At 44.2% G+C, this 18,553-nt stretch carries 14 protein-coding genes; 9 read left to right on the forward strand and 5 right to left on the reverse strand.

Going from position 1 to position 18,553, the window contains the following annotated elements; genetic code table 11:
- Positions 1-139: 139 nt before the first annotated feature.
- Both ACXACS_RS09185 and ACXACS_RS09190 read left to right on the forward strand, forming a co-directional pair.
- Entirely contained in the window at positions 140-499 is a 360-nt protein-coding gene (locus tag ACXACS_RS09185) for a phasin-related domain-containing protein (RefSeq protein WP_025255732.1), read from the forward strand.
- A gap of 211 nt (positions 500-710) precedes the next feature.
- Positions 711-1,475, forward strand: coding sequence for a hypothetical protein (locus tag ACXACS_RS09190; RefSeq protein WP_474805959.1), 765 nt, complete (start codon positions 711-713; stop codon positions 1,473-1,475).
- Positions 1,476-2,138: 663 nt separating this feature from the next.
- Here the strand turns inward: ACXACS_RS09190 and ACXACS_RS09195 are convergent.
- Both ACXACS_RS09195 and ACXACS_RS09200 read right to left on the reverse strand, forming a co-directional pair.
- Positions 2,139-3,572 carry a hypothetical protein gene (locus ACXACS_RS09195; protein ID WP_474805960.1) on the reverse strand — a complete coding sequence of 478 codons (1,434 nt, stop codon included), beginning with the start codon at positions 3,570-3,572 and terminating at the stop codon, positions 2,139-2,141.
- Positions 3,573-3,650: 78 nt separating this feature from the next.
- Positions 3,651-5,111, reverse strand: coding sequence for a DUF3336 domain-containing protein (locus tag ACXACS_RS09200; protein ID WP_474805962.1), 1,461 nt, complete (start codon positions 5,109-5,111; stop codon positions 3,651-3,653).
- 413 nt (positions 5,112-5,524) lie between these two features.
- Here ACXACS_RS09200 and ACXACS_RS09205 point away from each other — a divergent pair, with 413 nt between their 5' ends.
- Genes ACXACS_RS09205 through ACXACS_RS09215 form a run of 3 tightly spaced genes read left to right on the forward strand, consistent with a single transcriptional unit; the run spans position 5,525 to position 8,904 of the window.
- Positions 5,525-6,733, forward strand: a complete 1,209-nt coding sequence (locus tag ACXACS_RS09205; protein WP_474805964.1) for a DUF445 domain-containing protein — start codon at positions 5,525-5,527, stop codon at positions 6,731-6,733.
- Between the two features lie 55 nt (positions 6,734-6,788).
- The gene (locus ACXACS_RS09210; RefSeq protein WP_474805965.1) at positions 6,789-7,454 is read left to right on the forward strand and encodes a TetR/AcrR family transcriptional regulator; all 666 of its coding nucleotides are present in this window, start codon (positions 6,789-6,791) and stop codon (positions 7,452-7,454) included.
- Positions 7,455-7,464: 10 nt separating this feature from the next.
- Positions 7,465-8,904 (forward strand): wax ester/triacylglycerol synthase domain-containing protein, encoded by a 1,440-nt coding sequence (locus ACXACS_RS09215; protein WP_474805967.1) that lies wholly within the window; start codon positions 7,465-7,467, stop codon positions 8,902-8,904.
- 24 nt (positions 8,905-8,928) lie between these two features.
- Here the strand turns inward: ACXACS_RS09215 and ACXACS_RS09220 are convergent, their stop codons facing one another.
- Positions 8,929-9,654, reverse strand: a complete 726-nt coding sequence (locus ACXACS_RS09220; protein ID WP_474805969.1) for a DUF1439 domain-containing protein — start codon at positions 9,652-9,654, stop codon at positions 8,929-8,931.
- Positions 9,655-9,868: 214 nt separating this feature from the next.
- Here ACXACS_RS09220 and ACXACS_RS09225 point away from each other — a divergent pair, with 214 nt between their 5' ends.
- A complete protein-coding gene (locus ACXACS_RS09225) occupies positions 9,869-11,521 on the forward strand; it encodes a GMC family oxidoreductase (protein ID WP_474805971.1) in 1,653 nt (550 codons plus the stop codon).
- A gap of 268 nt (positions 11,522-11,789) precedes the next feature.
- Here ACXACS_RS09225 and ACXACS_RS09230 read toward each other — a convergent pair whose 3' ends face one another.
- On the reverse strand, positions 11,790-12,395 hold the full coding sequence (locus tag ACXACS_RS09230; protein WP_474805973.1) for a TetR/AcrR family transcriptional regulator: 606 nt from the start codon (positions 12,393-12,395) through the stop codon (positions 11,790-11,792).
- Positions 12,396-12,533: 138 nt separating this feature from the next.
- On the opposite strand from ACXACS_RS09230, the gene ACXACS_RS09235 reads away from it, so the two are divergent.
- The 3 genes from ACXACS_RS09235 (at position 12,534) to ACXACS_RS09245 (ending at position 16,225) form a co-directional block, all read left to right on the forward strand.
- Positions 12,534-13,373 (forward strand): crotonase/enoyl-CoA hydratase family protein, encoded by an 840-nt coding sequence (locus tag ACXACS_RS09235; protein WP_474805975.1) that lies wholly within the window; start codon positions 12,534-12,536, stop codon positions 13,371-13,373.
- 239 nt (positions 13,374-13,612) lie between these two features.
- Positions 13,613-15,655, forward strand: coding sequence for an oxidoreductase (locus tag ACXACS_RS09240; RefSeq protein WP_474805976.1), 2,043 nt, complete (start codon positions 13,613-13,615; stop codon positions 15,653-15,655).
- A 207-nt stretch (positions 15,656-15,862) separates the two neighbouring features.
- The gene (locus tag ACXACS_RS09245) at positions 15,863-16,225 is read left to right on the forward strand and encodes a HopJ type III effector protein (RefSeq protein ID WP_474805978.1); all 363 of its coding nucleotides are present in this window, start codon (positions 15,863-15,865) and stop codon (positions 16,223-16,225) included.
- Between the two features lie 71 nt (positions 16,226-16,296).
- Here the strand turns inward: ACXACS_RS09245 and ACXACS_RS09250 are convergent, their stop codons facing one another.
- Entirely contained in the window at positions 16,297-18,546 is a 2,250-nt protein-coding gene (locus ACXACS_RS09250; protein WP_474805980.1) for an ammonia-forming cytochrome c nitrite reductase subunit c552, read from the reverse strand.
- Positions 18,547-18,553: the final 7 nt, after the last annotated feature.

The following is an 18,553-nucleotide window of genomic DNA, read 5'->3' on the forward strand; positions in this document are numbered from 1 at the left end:
TATTTAAGCCCGAATAAGCACACGCTTTTCGGGCTTTTTTATTTTTTAGTGTTTTTAGTATGCGGATTCTAATTGTTAAGCGTAAAGTTTAATCATGGTGTTGAAACACACTCAAATTTAGCATTCATAGGAGCTGAACATGACTACTACTGACACAATTAAAGGCAAAATTAACGAAGCCGAAGAGATGGCGCGTAAAATTTGGTTAGCAGGCCTAGGCGCTTATGGTAAAAGCGTTGAAGAAGCGCAAGGGCGTTACGAGAAACTAAGCGAAGAAGCGAACAAAATGTTCGACGAGCTAGTGACTAAAGGTGAAACGCTAGAAGACGATGCTAAGAGCAAGTTTAAATCGACTACTAACGATGTGGAAAATCGTGTAGCTGACGTTCGCAAAAAACTTGGTCTTGATTCTGAGCCAGCAGATCAGCGTATTGAAGAGCTGTCGGCTAAAATCGATGCCTTGACTGAAGCTGTTGCTAAACTGGCGGCAAGCAAGTAAAGCGATAGTCTTTTTTGGGCTCCGCTTGCGGTGCTCAAAATGCAGTTTTTGATTACTACTTCGCTAAAGTAGGGTACTAATAAAATTGCAACTGAGTGGCAGTGAAAGCCGTGCGTTCAAGCTTAAAGTAAGCTATTTAGCAAAGCTTTGAGACTAGGCTGTGAATAGCCCTTACACTGCCATGCTTACAAATCTCCGCATTGGAGGCGTTATGAGCAACAAAAATATCCCTAATCCAGAAATTGTGCCTGTTGCCGAAAGAAAAACGACAACACTAAATGGTAGCAACGCTTCACCTCTGAAATCGTCCCCCTTATTTGGATGGCTCTTTGCTGGTTCGGACCTATTATCTGAAAAGCTAGACCAAGCTGCAGGTGTGGTCAGCCAGAGAATTGACGATACACACGAAACCATTAACGCTATGCAGGTTAAAGGCCTTGAAGTGGAAAGTGAACTTAGGCGTACACTTAATCCATTCGCTTTAGTCGACACTGCGCAAAAACTGGTGGCATCAACGCCGTTATTTTCAGCATTATCAGGTGGTCAAAAACGTCAACAGAAAGAGCAGCAACTTGAAATGTTGAGTGCAAAAGTGGATTTGCTTGTCGAGCAAGTAGCCCTTTTAGCTGCAAAAGAAGCGGCTAAAAAAGCAGAAGCAACAAGTACTGCAAGTAAGGCTGCTGCCACTAAGAGCGCAGCATCTAAAAGTGCTTCAGCTAAGTCAACAACGGCCTCGTCGACAACTACCGGTACCCGCAAAGCGAGTACAGCAAAAACAGCCACTACAACGGCCGCTTCATCGTCTAGTTCGACTAAAAAGGCCGCTACTGGAACAGCTAACAAACGGACTGCGGCAAAGTCAACGGCAGCTAAGAGTACAGCACGTAAAACAACAGCTAGTACTAAGGCAACACCGGCCAAGAGCACGACTAACAGTGCAACGAGTTCGTCTGAAAGCACTAAGAACGACGAGTAAAAAGACTCGTTAAAAGTATGTCTTTTTTGTTTCTCAGGACTAAGCGCGTTTGGATAAAACTAAAGATCCTGAGCGAGGTGTCGGCGCTGCACTGTTTGCAGCCCCCTACCGAATATACGAAGCTTTTGGCGGTTGGTTTGTACAAACAAAGTAATTGATAATGACAATTTATACTTGCAGTGGTGGTTATCAAAATTACTAGTGGATCTCATTTCTGGGTAGTGCTGTTTGATTATTGTTCAATAAACACTTGCAGATGTTGTTTGTATAACCTATTGTTTAACTGAACATTAAATGAAGGAATGTGGCATGAGAATACTTTTAGTAGCGTCTGTAATTTTTTTAACGGCATGCGATTCAACAGAAATGGCACAGCAACAGCCATAAGCAAATAGCGGCGCGGTTGCGCTTTATGACGCACAGGGCTTTTTCGTTAGACAATACCAAGATGCACAGGATTGTCATGCTGCTGCGATACGTCATAATATGAGAGCCGTTAACAATAATACGGAAAATAATAACACCTACCGACGAGCTGGCATTATGAATGAACCTCGACTAACTTCATCATGTCGCGATGTATAACGGCACTTTGGTCATAAATAAGGTTCAACAAAAACGCCCTTAAATGGGCGTTTTTTTATGCTTCAAACTTACCGCTTATTAACTATTTTTCGTCCACAAATTCTGGTGTTTTTTAAAGCCAAAGAAGTCATAGGGTTCCCAAAAGCTTGGCACTAAATCGTCAATAGCATCCGGCGTGAAATTGTTCGACAGCTGGCTCATAATTTCGCCTAACCTTTCTTGGCCCACGCGCATTAACTTTTTTCTGTTCGCAGGGAAATACAGGTTTCTGCCTTTTGGAATGACTTCTTGCGCACCGCTAGTGATGTATTTTTGGTTCCTTGTCACGACTTTGCATAAAGGTTCTGCGGGGTTCGCGGGGTTCAATCCAACTACTATGGCGCACTCGTATTGGTCTTTTTCTTGGCCTTTTTCATTCACAGGAATATAAGTAACTCCAAAACCTTGCGGGAAGTAGCCCACCAGCTCAACAAAGTCCTGTGCTAATTGTTTATTTAGGCTACCTTTCTTCGCAAGTTGCTCAATTAGCATATACCCCTTGGGTAAGCTCATTCGTGAGTAGTCTGACTTAGTAGAAAGCACGATGGAAACGTAAATTTGAGGGATTTTTACAATCTCGCCTAAACCGGTTTTTGACACAAAGGCGTCTTTAACCAAACTCAGCAAAAATTCGTTAGCGTCTTTGTGAGTTTGATTAAAACGGTCTCTTTCTTCTTTGTTGTTACCTACGTAGTTAGGCTGCCCTAAACCATCGGATAAGTAACGTAACGTGAAGTGATAGTTTAGCTTCAGCAGGTCTTTTCGCTGCGATTCTTCTAACAAACGAAACTCATCTAGGTCGCCATTTTCACCTTTTAATATGGTTTGCGCAGCAGGGCTTTGTAAACCAATATCTTGCAGAAGGGCGGCGGTGATAAGAGGGCGGCCTAACTCAGTTTTCCATTTGTCTCGCCAATAGCGGTTTCCGCGAAAGCGAGAGGCGGCTTCACGATACTTTGATAAGTATCTGTGGGCGATAGTGTCGTGTTCTAAAAGTCTATCTACCAAACGTAAAGTTAAAACAGCCTTGTAAAGCGGTTTGAAGCGCATATGCACACGAGCGAAATTGCCCTCAGGCCCTCGTGTCAGCAACATTATAGTTCCAAGCAGCTTAGCGCTTAGCTGTTGTGTTTCTTGCCAGTTATCGCCTTCACAGAGCTCGATTATTTTAGTGCTTACAGCGTCCAAACGCTCCAATCTCGCTAAACGCTCTTCTTCAAGTTTTTCTGAGCTATTTTTTATTTGTTGGGCAAGCTGTTCAGCTAATAATTCTTTCTTTTTATTACCTTCAATTCGTTTAAGCTGTGCTTTTAATTCTTCAATATGCTGCTCGAGAGAAGGGGTGAGGGAAAAGTAATGACTGGCATCCTCAAAAACCGAACCGAAGCCCGAGTCTTTAGGATAAATCATGTTGATAAGTTGTTTTACCTGCTGCGTAAAAATGCTATCGGGGTTTTGGCTTTGTGCGCTCACCGTCTTCCTTTCAAATGATGCTGCGAATTGCTATTACGTTGCTATAAGCAATTCAGGACAGACCAAGCGACACAAAGGTTACCTAACCTCGTGCCCAAGCTCTACTGCCTCACGTTTTTTCAATTGACCTAAATGATACCGTAAATTTTCACTAATTTTGGTATTTCTTTTAATAACATGTAGTTGCGGCCATGATGCCCGCTCACCACTTACAATTAACTGGCTAATGCTTTCGCGGGTTGGGTTAGACAATACCTGAGATAAATTCCTTATTTGGCGCTTGGGTAAAATATTGATATTGCCTACATACTGCTGATCAATAATAGAACGTACTTTGTGAATTGCTAGCTTGGCGCTCTTATTCCCAGTCAAACGTTCAATGATATCGATAGCGAAAATACTATTGGTTTTTGCAAGTTGTCCAATGTGACGTGCCGACATATCCCATAGCGAGTTGGGGTCAATGCGATTTGATGAAATGAACGGCACCGCTAGCGGATTTGTTTGGCTAACGATACTGTGATTGACACCGTATAACCTAGCTAACCGTTCGTAGGGGAGGTCAGCCATTAACGAACCGTCGGCAAAACGTCGGTTAGGGATATAAGGAACTATCTCGCCAGATGGAGTTTTCGCTCTTAGCTGCACAGGGCTAAAGATAACGGGTACCGCACACGATGCACGTACCGCTTGGGTAATAATAGCATTGGGCGAGGTTTTGGCATTTAACAGTCGTGAATGCTGATGCAAATCCGCGGGGGAAACGGTTACGGTTATGTGCCGTCCTGTCTTCTTAAAGGCTTCTTCAAAGGTTGTAAGGTCGAACAGTTCAATCAGTGCATTTTCAAGTACTGAGCTATCAAATAGTCCTTTTTTCCCAAGACCTGCAAAGCTTCGCCAATGTTTGAAGGTTTCGTATATAAAATCAGCGCTTAGCGCTTCTAGCAACTGGTCGTGCGTTCGCGTGCCTAACATCGCAGCAATGATCGACCCTGCACTTGAGCCAGACACTACGGTAGGTAGTAAATTCTTTTCGTTTAACGACTTAACCACACCTGCATGAAAAAAACCTAAGCCTGCGCCACCTGACAGCATGAGGCAGCTTCGCCCGAAGGCGTGCGCGGTTTCGTCAAAAAACGATAGCTTTTCATAGAAGTCTACGTCTTGTTCATCGGCGTTATAGATCTGTTCTAGCGCCAATATCACTTCATCAATAAATTGTTCAATAAGGTATTTAGTGCCAATTTTGCACTGGCTAAGCAGTATAGGGTTGGCGATATTGCCCAAATTACCGTGTAGCCCTTCGTGCAGTATGGACATCAGAGCATGTAAATCGCCTCTGCTTCTAGCAAGCTGTAGGCGTTGAACACGCTTTCGAATAAGCTTGTAGTCATAGTCATCGCTGGCATCTTCTGCTTTCCACTCGTCAGCGCCAGACAGCGCATCGTGCGCTAGGCACGCGGCTTCATATTCATCGTAACTGCTTGCATGTTCAATATCATGTTCAAGTTTTTTTAACCGAAAATCGAATACTGCCATAACGATTACCTATTTTAATTGATGAGCACTGTTGCCTTTTCTTATATGACGAGCGAACAGGTGCGTTTAACACCAGTAAAGGATAGATACGTATTTCGAACCCTGTTTACTAAGTGGCGCAGTTATCGGCATTTGCCAAAAAGCATGTGGTAAGCCTGCGCACATCAACAGCGGTCTCTACGCTATATTGAGTGTATGGCGTAAATTTAGAATCCACTACCTAAACCCTTTTTCTTAATTAACCGCTTTGTGCTTTTAGCGCGTGACTCAAGGCGGTATCTTTTAATAGTTAGACTTTCAGAGGGTTGTTTTCAATCAACAATTAGCAGTAATTTTGTTTTTTACATTGACCATTTCATAAGCACTCAGTAGCCTGAGAGTGAAAATAATAATGTGGACCTCTTTTTTGTAGTATGGAATGGAATTTTCAAACGCTAAGCCTGCTATCAATTCCTTTAATTAGTGCCATCGTCGGGTGGCTGACTAACTATTTGGCGGTAAAAATGATGTTTTACCCCATAGAGTTCGTAGGTATTAAGCCTTTCTTTGGATGGCAGGGGCTCATTCCCGCAAAGCGCCGCCAAATGGCAGAGATCGAGGTTGAGCTAGTTTTAGGCAAATTGTTAAGTGTTGAAGAATTAGCGCAGCGCTTAGATGCAGATGAACTAACGAAGGCTATTGAGCGCCGCTTAGGGCAGGTTATACGCAAAGTCGTCAATGACGTAATGGCCGAATCAGCGCCTCAACTTTGGGCTGCTTTGCCTGTGCAAGGCAAAAATTTAGTTTACCAGCGTATCGAAAACGACATCCCCAATGTGGTTCACAAAATGGTGGACGACTTTCAGCATAACGTTTCAGAAATTTTGGATATTAAAGAGTTGGTGGTTGAGCAACTGGTTAATACTCCAGAACTCGTTAATGAGATTTTCTTAACCGCAGGCAGCAAAGAGTTCCCATTTATAGTGCGTTCTGGCTTTTATTTCGGCTTCCTGTTCGGCTTACCAACCATGCTGCTTTGGTATTTCTATCAAGCATGGTGGATTCTACCGTTAGGTGGACTGCTTGTGGGCTATGCTACCAACTGGATTGCCATCAAGATAATTTTCGAACCCAAACGCCCGAGAAAACTGGGGCCTATTACTATTCAAGGTATGTTTTTAAAGCGGCAAAAAGAAGTATCAGAAGTTTACTCAAGCATTATTGAAAAAAAGCTGATAACGCCGAAAAACATTACCCACGTTATATTGCACGGTTCTGGTTCTGCGCAGCTTTTAGAACTAATCGAGCTTCATGTTAACGACGCTATTGAACGCTATGTAGCTATCGCGCAACCTTATTTTGCGCTAGGTGTTGGGTCAGAAAATTACCATCAAATGAAGGCGCTAGCCGTACGTCAAATATTTGATAATTCCGATAAATACTTACTTTATGCCTTTGATTATGCCAACAATGCGATGCAGATTGGGCACGATTTGAGCGAGCGCATGCAGGCACTGAGTGTTGAAGAATTCGAAGGGGTGTTGCGCCCAGCTTATCAGCAAGATGAGTGGAAACTCATCGTAACGGGCGCTATTTTAGGTATGGTAGCTGGTGTTGCCCAACTTTATCTGGTGTTTATGTAAGGTGTTCCATTAGTAAAAACTAACGCACAGGGTTGGCAAAGGGTCGGACTGAACTATGAAAACCGCGCAGAAAATACTACTCACCGCGCTAACGTTATTTAACGAGCACGGCGAAAACACGGTAACCAGTGTTGATATCGCCGTTGAGATGGACATTAGTCCGGGAAACCTTTATTACCACTTTAAAGGCAAGGACAGCCTGGTTAACGCGTTGATGAAAATGCATGAACAACAAATGCAGAAGATACTGAATCGAGAAAAGCTCGATACACTTCATCCCGAAGAAATTATGTATTATCTGTATTTGCTCATAGACAGTATTCATGTATTTCGCTTTTTCTATCGCAGTCCAGCTGACTTGGCGGAAAAATACCCGAGCATTGTTCGGCCTAGACAGCACATACTATCGAGCTTAAATAAACAATTAGCCTTTCTTTTTGAGTCACTATCAAAGCGAGATATTCTTATTGCCTCAGATGCAGATAGGGCGCTATTAGTAGATTTGATATCTTTAATTATTACCCAGTCTTGTCAGTTTGATGAGCTAAACAGTCATATGGATAGCACAATGCAGCGTTATCATGCTCTGTCACTCATGATGGTGAGTGTATTGCCAAGGCTGACGCTGCCTGATGAACAAAAGCTTCTGCTAGAACAGATGCTGCACTCACATGACTTTGTGAGAAATGCCTCAACCCCGTCACCCCTCGACTTCGCGTAAAGGAATAGTAATGGCAAAAACGCTCAGTTTCTTAGATAAGTCATTTTGGATAACAGAGTCAGACGAGAACCCCAAACATGTTGCTTGCTTGCAGCTACTCGCAATTCCCAAAGGGGCAAAAAGTACTGAATATGTACCTCAGTTATTCCAAGAAATAAGAAGCTTTGCTCGGGCTACTTCTCCGTTCAACTGTTCGGTAAAAACGGTGCTAGGTTACCCTGTTGGGTTTGCGCCGGTGAAAAAGCTAAACATGGATTATCATGTGCAAATTCATCGAGTAGCAGATATTACAAACCGAGAGGCACTGGACGCCTTCGTTGCAAGGTTACATGCGTCGCGGTTAGACCCTGACAAACCTTTGTGGCAATACCATTTTATTTTTGACGATAATAGCGAAACATTCGCCATTTATGCTCGTGTCCATCATATGTATGGTGATGGTGCGACTTTGGTACGCTGGTTTCAGGCTGGGTACGTTTCCAACTCTCACGAAACAAAGTTTACGCCTGTTTGGGCAGTGAAGCGGCTTCGCCATAAGCGTAGAGACTCGGTGAGTTTTTACAAGCGCTTAGTTGGGGTGGGTTACGCGCTTAAAACCGCACTTGATCTGCTTGTCATCTTTATCCGCATATTTATGAAAGCGCTGCGAGTAAATCCACATTATATGCCTATTCCTTTCACTGGTACGAAAACAGTGCTTACCGGGCAAGTGAAAGCGGGTAGGGCCGTGGCAACTATGGATTTAGATTTCAAGCGGGTGAAAGCGCTAGCAAGGCGCACGCGCTCTACCGCAAACGAGGTATTGCTATGCGCCTTTGATATCGGCGTACATAAGTTACTACAAGATCATGGTCAGGTATTTAAAAAAGCCTTATTCACCAATATGCCGATTAACTTGCGCAAACCCGGTGAGAAAACCACAGGTAACAAAATAGCGATTGTGCCGGTGGAGTTAGCACATGGTGAAAACGACCCCTATCTTAGGTTGCGTCAAATTGTAGTGAATCATCGTATTGTTAAAAACGCAGCGCAGCATGCGCGTCCTGCAGCATTTAGTGGCTATACCATTGCCATTCAATCTCTTGCGTTGGTCTTCGAATGGTTAAAGCTATCTAGCGTGGTTAAACCTATTGCAAATATTCTTATTTCAAACGTACCCGGCCCTAAAGATACAAGGTATTTAAAAGATGCGGAGTTGTTGGCCTGCTATCCCATTTCTACCATGACGCCAGGCGGAGGGGTAAATATTACGCTTATGACCTACGCGGGCACTGCAAATGTTGGGTTGGTGTGCTGCAATAAAAATATCGAGTCGTTACAACCATTAGCGCGTTACGTTAAAGAGGCATTCGACATGCTAGAAGCGAGCGTGGACGATCCAAGGCTAAACATCGACGATATTGGTGAGCAGGTGGATACCGTGCCTGTCTCTATTGTGTCAGATCACTAGTATGCGTAACTTTTAGACTGAGCGCTATTCAATGAGATAGAAGCGCAGTACGTTGTCTTCTACATGTACATTTTGACCTAGTTTCGAGAAGAGCACTTCGCGCCAGTGGTCACCACGCATAGTATGGCTTAGGTCTTCTTGGTTAATTTGTTTTTTAATAGCGTCGTTAATATGGGGAATGTGGTATTCCAATACTGCTTGTTTCGAGCCCGTTAAATAAACTTGTAAATAGTCTGCAGCAATATCAGACGTCCCGGCGCTAAAAATCGATAGTGCCGACTTTAAGGAGCCGCCAAGCAGAGTGTTTACACTTTTAGGAAAGAACCGCGAAACCAAAAACTGTGTGTCTTTAATCAGCGCGTAATCATCGTTAACTAAGCTGACACTATCAGTGGAAAGGCCGGTGAAATAAAGCGTGCTCATATTTTTGTCGTAGTGAGGCGATGCTGACACAGTAAACACCACGTGAGCACGGTAAATGGTGGTAGAAGCTACCACAATATTAAGTGCCGCAAGGCACTGAAGACCAATACGGTTGTTTGCATTATCTAATGTAATGTTGCCTTCAAGCACGGTCACAGTGCCACTTCCCATAGGGATGTTGAAGGTGAAGGTGTAAGGAAAGCTATGGTTTATAAGGTCTTGGAGTTCAGCTTTGGTAAAGTCGTCGTGCGTCAGCTTACCCCATTTCACAAGCCATTGTGCCAGGTACACTTTGCATTTGTCTTTGAAGGATAGGTTATTGGTCAAGGTGTATTCTTAGCCTAATTTTTCTAGGCAGTGGCTTGTAGCTAGATAGTTTAATGTAATGCATATACCAGTACAGCACTTAAGTTATCAGGATTATTAGATTTTTTAAATCTTACAATTTAATTCTTTTATTGATGAAGTATTGTTTGCTAATCTGGTCGTACCACAACGTTTTATTAACATTTAAAAGTCTTGCCCTCAAGGAGTTGGCGAAATGAGCGAAGTACTCAGCAAATACGATTACATCATTGTAGGCGGGGGCTCTGCGGGTGCAGTGCTTGCCACTCGATTATCGGAAAATCCTGCGTTAGATATTTTGCTATTGGAAGCTGGCTCAAAGGATACTAACCCACTTATTCATATTCCTTTTGGTTTGTCTCTGCTCAGTAGGTTTGAAGGTATTGGTTGGGGTTATCATACGGCTCCTCAAAAAGAAATGTATGACAGAGAGCTGTTCTGGCCTCGCGGTAAAACCTTGGGCGGCAGCAGTTCAGTCAACGCCATGTGCTATATTCGAGGGCAAAAAGAAGACTACGACCGCTGGGCTAATGAAGAAGGGGCCGAGGGCTGGTCATTTGAAGATGTACTGCCTTATTTCAAACGCTCTGAGAACTTTGAAGAAGGGGCTGATGAGTACCACGGCACAGGTGGCCCACTAAATGTTAGCAAGCTTAGGCATACCAGCGTACTGTCCGATGCTTTTGTGAACTCTGCGTCGATTGCTGGCTATCAACAGCTCGACGACTTTAACCGAGACGATAGGGAAGGGCTTGGTTACTACCATGTTACACAAGTCAACGGCCAGCGCTGCTCAACAGCAAAAGGGTACTTAACGCAGGCAAAGCACCGCAACAATTTAACCGTGCTTACAAGAGTCGCTGCTGAAAAGGTGTTATTAAAAGAAGGGCGTGCTATTGGGGTTCAAGTACGTGAAAAAGGGGTAGTAAACCGCTATTTCGCTAAAAGCGAAGTTATTCTTTGCGGCGGCGCAATTAATTCACCTCAACTTCTAATGCTTTCGGGGATTGGACCCAGAGCAGAACTAGAAGAAAAGGGGATTTTTGTACAGCAAGACTTGCCAGGTGTGGGCCAAAACCTACAAGATCACCTAGATGCCATCGTGCAATATACCTGTAAAGCCAGAGAAGGTTATGCCGTGGCATTCGGAGCGCTGCCTTCTTACGTTAAAGCCACCGCAGACTACGCGTTTAAGCGCAAAGGTATTCTTTCTTCAAATATCGCTGAAGCCGGTGGTTTTGTTAGTTCAAGCTTAGCGACACAGGGCCCTGATATTCAATTTCACTTTTTACCTGCAATTTTAAACGACCATGGAAGACAGTTAGCTTTTGGTTACGGTTATGGCCTGCACGTATGTTGTCTATATCCTAAAAGCCGCGGCACTATTTCGCTTCAAAGTAACCATCCTGCCGATCAAGCGCTTATTGACCCGAATTACTTGTCCGCAGAGGAAGACCAGCAAGTCATGATTGAAGGCGTGCGTATTGCCAGAAAGCTGCTATCTGCGCCAGACTTCGACAAGTTCCAAGGTAGTGAGTTATACCCAGGGGAAGATGCGCAAACTGATGAAGAAATCTTAGAGTTTTTACGTGAGCGTGCTGAAACCATCTATCACCCAATTGGTACGTGTAAAATGGGCAGTGATGACGATGAGATGGCAGTGGTTGATACTCAATTGCGGGTAAGAGGTGTAAAAAGTCTAAGAGTAGTAGATGCCTCGGTGATGCCAAGCTTGATTGGCGGCAATACCAACGCCCCCACCGTCATGATTGCCGAACGTGCTGCTGAGTTTATTAAAGCGACGCACGAAGGTCAGCCAGTATCTTTGGCTAAAGCAGAATCGGCGTAAACAAAAAATGCTAAGAGCGAGCCCTCGTCTCGCTCTGGCAATTCATCCGCTTTTAAGTATTCATTTGCTTGAAGCAGTTTTACCACACGGTGCTGATCGTCTCTTGAAGGCGACTTGGTCGCTTTAAGCTATTTTTCCGCTCTAGGCTATTTTTTTGCTCTAGGCTAATTTTTTCCGCTCTAGGCTAATTTTTCCGCTCTAGGCAGTTAAACACTTTTCGCGGCGTACAAGCGCAACGCTATATTCAAGTGGTTGCGTTGATAAGACGTTATACCTGCTTTTGCATAAATAAATCCGCTGCACAATCACACATTTCGTCGATATGACTGCTGTCAGCGTATATTCCGTCAATAAGTAAACGCGCAATACCGTGTAACGTACCCCACGTTACCTGTGCTAGTCTCAGTGCATCCTGATTGTTCGGAAGTAGCCCTTTATCCTGCCAATAACGCGTCATCGTCACTTGAAACTGAAAGCAGGGGAATGCAACATCTTTCAGATCGTTGGTTGCCGCTTGGTTTTGCCAAATAGTGCGACCAAACATCAATTCGTACATCTCTGGGTTGTCGGCAGCATAGCCAATGTATTCGTGCACAAATTCGCGAAAACGCGCCTGTGGTGTCTTATCTTCTTGCTCAAATATACGTTTAGCTGCGCTATGCCAGTCGCTAAAGCCTTTGGCTGCAATAGCGCTTAACAGCGCACTCTTGTCCTTAAAATGATGATAGGGCGCAGTACGTGACACACCGGCATCCTCTGCTAGCTTTCTAAGAGATAAACTATCAACGCCGTGCTCAGAGAGACGCGCGGTAGCTGCCTCAATCAGTGCGCTGCGCAGGTCGCCGTGATGGTAGCTTTGTACTGCATTAGCCATAAACCCAATGTTTCCATTTTCAAAATTGAGACGAATAGATAACGTTTTATCTTGACAGTGTCAACATAGCCTTTTATCTTGACGCTGTCTAGTTTGCAAATTTGTTAACAGGAACAGCCCAAGGAGACAGCGCAAACCATGAAGTACTCTACATTAGAAGTAAAACAAGAGGGCCATATTGCCCACGTAGTACTTAACCGCCCCGATGCAATGAACAGTATGATCCCTGAGTTCTGGACCGAATTGCCAGCGGCTATTCGTGAAATCGATGACGAGGGTCAAGCCCGCGTCATCGTTATTTCATCTACGGGTAAGCATTTCTCTGCCGGTATGGACTTATCGGTGTTCCTGAATATGAAAGAAGACTTTAAGGGCGACCCGTCGCGCAGAGCAGAGCGCATGCGCCGTATGGTGATGTTGCTTCAAGATAGCTTTACCGCCATAGAACAGGCACGTATGCCGGTTATTGGTGCAGTTCAGGGCGGGGCAATTGGTGGTGCAGTAGATTTACTAAGTGCATGTGATATGCGTTATTGCACTCAAGACGCTTTTTTCACTATTAAAGAAACCCAATTAGGTATGACAGCAGATGTCGGTACGCTCCAGCGATTACCAAAGCTTATACCTATTGGCATAGTAAAAGAACTGGCTTATACCGGGCGCAATTTTGGTGCCGCAGAAGCGCAGCAACTTGGTTTTGTGAATCAGGTATTCGATGACCAAGCTTCCATGCTAGACGCGGTGATGAAAATAGCGCAGCAGATTGCAATGAATTCGCCGCTCGCAGTTTCAGGCACTAAGACTATGATTAACTACGCGGTAGAACACACGGTGGCAGAAAGCTTGACCTATATGGCCACATGGCAAGCGGGCATGTTTCAAATGGAAGATGTGTTTAAAGCCATGGAAGCACAGAAAACCAAAACGCTGCCAGAATATCCGCCATTACACCCGGCCATTAAGAAAATGAATTCGTAAGTTTATGTATGAACGCGCGCTGTCCTTGCTGCTAATTGCTCATTGTTGGCCCAATGATAATTACCATACGTTAAGGCTGGTGCGCGACGTGATTTCTATTACATAAATTAAGTAGCTAATCAAATTAAGTAAACACTTAGACAAATAGCGCTTCTACAAAAGAAGCGCATCAAATAAGAACATTTGAACAGGCTTTTTAACGGCTTCTACCAAGCCAAAACCACTTTCAGGAATGTATCATGAATCAGACCGTTACCGATCATCCCGTTTACCCTCATTTATTTCGGCCATTAGATTTAGGGTTTACTACCCTAAAAAATCGCGTGCTTATGGGCTCTATGCACACGGGTTTAGAAGAATTACCCGACGGCCATAAACGTATGGCAGCATTTTATGGCGAACGTGCCAGAGGCGGTGTAGGTCTTATTGTTACAGGTGGCATCGGGCCAAATGAAGAGGGCGCTACCCATCCATCAACGTTTCGTTTAGACACAGACGAAGCAGTGAAAAACCACAAAGAAGTGACTGATGCGGTGCACATTGCAGGCGGCAAAATTTGTATGCAAATATTGCATACGGGCCGTTATGCGTATAGCCCTAAGCTTGTTGCACCTTCTGCGGTACAAGCGCCAATTAACCCGTTTAAGCCAAAAGCGCTAGAAGCTGACGAGATTGAAAAGCAAATTAAAGATTTCATCACTGCAGCAACTCAAGCCCAGCGCGCTGGCTACGATGGCGTTGAAATCATGGGTTCTGAAGGCTATTTCCTTAACCAGTTTATTGCTAAACGCACTAACCATCGTGACGATGAATGGGGCGGTGAATACGAGAACCGTATCCGCTTACCTATTGAAGTCGTGCGCCGCGTGCGTGAGGCTGTAGGTAAGAACTTTATCATTATCTACCGTTTGTCGATGCTTGACCTTGTTGAAGGAGGCTCTACTTATGAAGAAGTCGTACAGCTTGGCAAAGAAATCGAAAAAGCGGGTGCTACTATCATTAACACCGGTATTGGCTGGCACGAAGCGCGTATCCCAACCATTGCTACTAAAGTACCGCGTGCGGCATTTACGTGGGTAACGGCTAAATTCCGCGAAGCACTTTCGATTCCGGTAATCACATCGAACCGTATCAACACCCCTGAAGTTGCCGAAGAAGTACTGTCTCGCGGTGATGCAGACATGGTATCAATGGCTCGCCCATTCTTGGCCGACCCTGACTTTGTGCGCAAGGCGCAGCAAAATAAGGCCGATGAAATCAATACCTGTATTGGCTGTAACCAAGCCTGTCTTGATCACGTATTTAACGGCAAAATGACCAGCTGTTTGGTAAATCCTCGTGCGTGTCACGAGCTTGAAATTAACGTTAAGCCAGCAGAGACTAAAAAGCGTGTAGCGGTTGTAGGCGCAGGTCCTGCGGGATTAGCAGCAGCAGTGACCTCGGCCGAGCGTGGTCACGACGTTGTGATTTATGACGCATCTAGCGAAATTGGTGGGCAGTTTAATATTGCTAAACAAATCCCTGGCAAAGAAGAATTCTATGAAACGCTGCGTTATTTCAAGCGCCAAATTGAGCTTCATAAAAATATTACCCTCAAATTGAATACTTATGTTGACGCGGCTGCGCTTAACGATGAAGGTTTCGATGAAGTTATGATTGCGACGGGTATTAAGCCACGCACGCCAGCAATTGATGGTATTGAGCACGAAAAAGTGCTGACCTATATCGAAGTGTTAAAAGAGAAAAAGCCTGTAGGGAATAAGGTGGCCATTATCGGTGCTGGCGGTATTGGTTTTGATACCGCTGAGTATTTGTCTCATGGCAAAGAAACGCCAAGCCAAGATATTCCTGCATTTATGAAAGAGTGGGGCATTGATATGACCTTCTCGGCTCGCGCGGGTATTGAAGGCGTTAAGCCGCAGCCAGAGCCATCGCCAAGAGAGATTTTCCTATTGCAGCGCAAGACCACAAAAGTTGGCGCGGGTTTAGGCAAAACAACAGGATGGGCGCACAGAGTAGGCTTGCTGGCCAAAGGCGTGACCATGATCCCTGGCGTAAGCTACGATAAAATTGATGATGAAGGGCTACACATTACGGTAGAAGGCAATAGCCAAGTATTGCCGGTAGACAACATCATCATCTGTGCAGGCCAAGAGCCGATGCGTGATATCGTTGAAGGCTTAAACATGCCTTATCACTTAATTGGTGGTGCCGATGAAGCGTTGGAACTAGACGCTAAACGCGCCATCGACCAAGGTACACGGGTGTGTGCTGCGGTTTAATGACCTAGTGCAAACGCGTTTAGAAATAGAAGTGCCGCATCAAAAGGTGCTTTAAATTGATGATAAACCCCTCTTTTTTTCGGAGGGGTTTATTTTTTTAAGCCGAAGGCTGTGATTTTTTATGAAAATACCGAAACCACACCTGTTTTAGCCTGTTGAAGTTACCTAGACCTGCTATTATCGTTTTCTTTTTTCACTGAGATAAACATGACGTTCAGCAACACTCAAGACTTAGTTCAAGCCGTTAGCAATTCACCAGAGACTATCGAGTTTAACGATGTTATCGCGCTCGTTGATAGCATGTTTGCTTTTACGCCAACCGCGTTCACCAATGGTGATGTAACAAACGAAGCTAACCAGAATAATGGCTCATGCAAGCTGCTTGCACTGGGTCAGTATTTAAACCTAAACCAAGCACAAACACTGGCTTTGTTTGGGCGCTTTTATCGTGAAGACGTACTCAATAACCCCGATGGTAACGACCACGCCAATATCCGCAACTTTATGAAAACAGGGCATGAAGGCGTGGCGTTTGAGACGTTTCCTTTAGTTGTAGTAAATGCTGATTAGTGGCTTTTTACAGCTAGAACGCTTGCCCATTAGGGCATGCAAAGCATGACCTCAGTAGTACGGTGATTTGTTTATCGCCTAACTTTAGACTGGAATAAGCGGTACGACGCTTCATCGCCTATTTTTTGTGAAAGTGACAACCCCAAGCTGATAAGCGAATTATCAGACTGTCTCTTTATGGCTTTTTTTAGTACGTTGAGTGCGCTTTTCGTTTGACCTACACTATCTAAAGCGAGGGCGTAAATATACCAATTTTGTGGGTTCTCAGGGGCAAGTTCTTTTGCTTTTTTGAAAAATGTAACTGCAGTTGCTTTATCCTGTTTACGAACATGCAGCATGCCTAACGAATAATGGATGAGAGCGCTATCAGGTAAATTGCTCATTCCATCAAGGAGGGTTTGTTCTTCTAACAGAAGTTTATTTTGAGCGCGATACAATTCGGCCAAGTTGATGTAGTTTGCCTCAAAGTAAGGGTCTACAGTTAGACCTCGTTTTAGCAGCTTTTCTGTTTGATGAATATTGCCGAGCTGATATTCAACCAGACTTTGATTGAGGTTACCTTCCCCCCGCCATTGATTTACGGTATTCGACAACCTAAGCTCTCCAAGCGCTTTCTTAAAGGTCTCTGTGTTTAAGCCCTGACCAAGCAAGTTATTAGCTGCAGTCACTCGAATGGCTTTATACTTATCATCAAGTAGATTAGCGTACGTTTTCGTTCGTTCATTAGGAAGAAGTGCACGACCGGCTTGCGCCGCCCCCAGTCTTAGCAAAGGCTCTTCATGCAGAATAAATTTCCGTAAATCTTTATCAGTAAGTGCCTGGTTCGACGATGCCAACAAGCTCAGCGCAGTAGCCCGTTTTATAACTGGAAGAGACGACGAATGGGCAATACGCAGCACAGTTTGTTTACTATGAATATTACCCTGCATAACAGAGATATAGTTTTCTTCTTGTTTGTTTAGTGTAGAGTCTTTGCCATACCAGTTGATTAGCTTTTCTGATACCCAATCATTATCTTGGTCGTGACAGTTTAAACATGCGTTGGGTGCGCCAGTAGTTGAAGAAACGTTGGGAGTTGGAATACTAAAGCTATGATCCCGCCGTGCATCTACACCCATATAGGTGCGCGTAGGCATGTGGCAGTTTACGCACTGATTTGCATCTTCACTCCCCACATGCTTTGTATGCTTTTCACCTTCATAAGCCGATGCCGAGTGACACTGAAGGCACAAACCATTTCCCTCTATTTTGAGCTTCATAGAGTGTGGGTTGTGGCAGTCTATACAGTTAACACCAGCTTCATACATGCGGCTTTGTAAAAAAGAGCCGTATACATAAACCTCTTCACGTATTTGCCCATCAGCAAAATACAATGGTGAGATAAGAAGCGAAGGTGAGAACTGGTCTAGGAAAGGTTTTTTAGGGTCTATTCCATCAGAAAGTGAGGTGCGCAGAGAGTGACACGCAAAGCACGTTTCCATAAACCGATTGTCTCGTTTTGCAGGAATAAATTCGCCATCTTTTTGTTCGTGCCAAGTAGCGATGTTGCTTCCATCTTTTAACAGCCACCTTCCAATTGCTTGTTGTTCATTTTGAGACAGCTCGTGAGAAGTGAGCGATGACCTATGGTGATTGACTTCTTCAACTTGCGTAACGTTGCCCTTTTTATTTGGTTCGCTGTCATTAACGCTTGTTGTATTTGCAGTATAATGCGATGCCATATCACCGTGGCAGGATGCGCACGACACATTGATTTCATCAAACTGGCTGTCGAATGTAAGCGTCTTAGTATCAAAATTGCGCTTTAATCCGCTTGAGTGGCAGTCTGCACACATACCATTCCAGTTTTGCATCGGTTGTTTCCAATGCAACCTGTCTTTAGGAGTAATATCCTCAGATGGATAATTGGGGTACCAACGTTGGCCGCCTTTTGATTCGTCTCGAGCATCCCAAGCAAAAGGAAAAACTTGAAGTTTACCTGCTTGTGTTTCGATGAGGTATTGCTGCAACGGAAAATGACCAAAAACATAAGTGATTGGATAGATATTCGTACTTCCTGCTTCTGTGAGCTCGGCAAAAAATTTATTTTCGTTTTTGAAAAAACGTGTCTTCTGCGTGAAGTGAGTTATAGAAACATTATCGAAATTGGCAAGCACGGTTTTATCATTAGCATGGGCCATTGCTTTCGCGTGGTCTGATTGTTGCCACAACGTAACTTGTTCCTGATGGCAGCTAACACAATTAGCATACTCTTGTGCGTGTAAACTTTTAACTAAACTTGATAGATAAATTATGCTTAAAAGAAAAACCAACCGTGGCATTACAACT

This window comes from Alteromonas sp. AWM4_230, assembly GCF_056158305.1.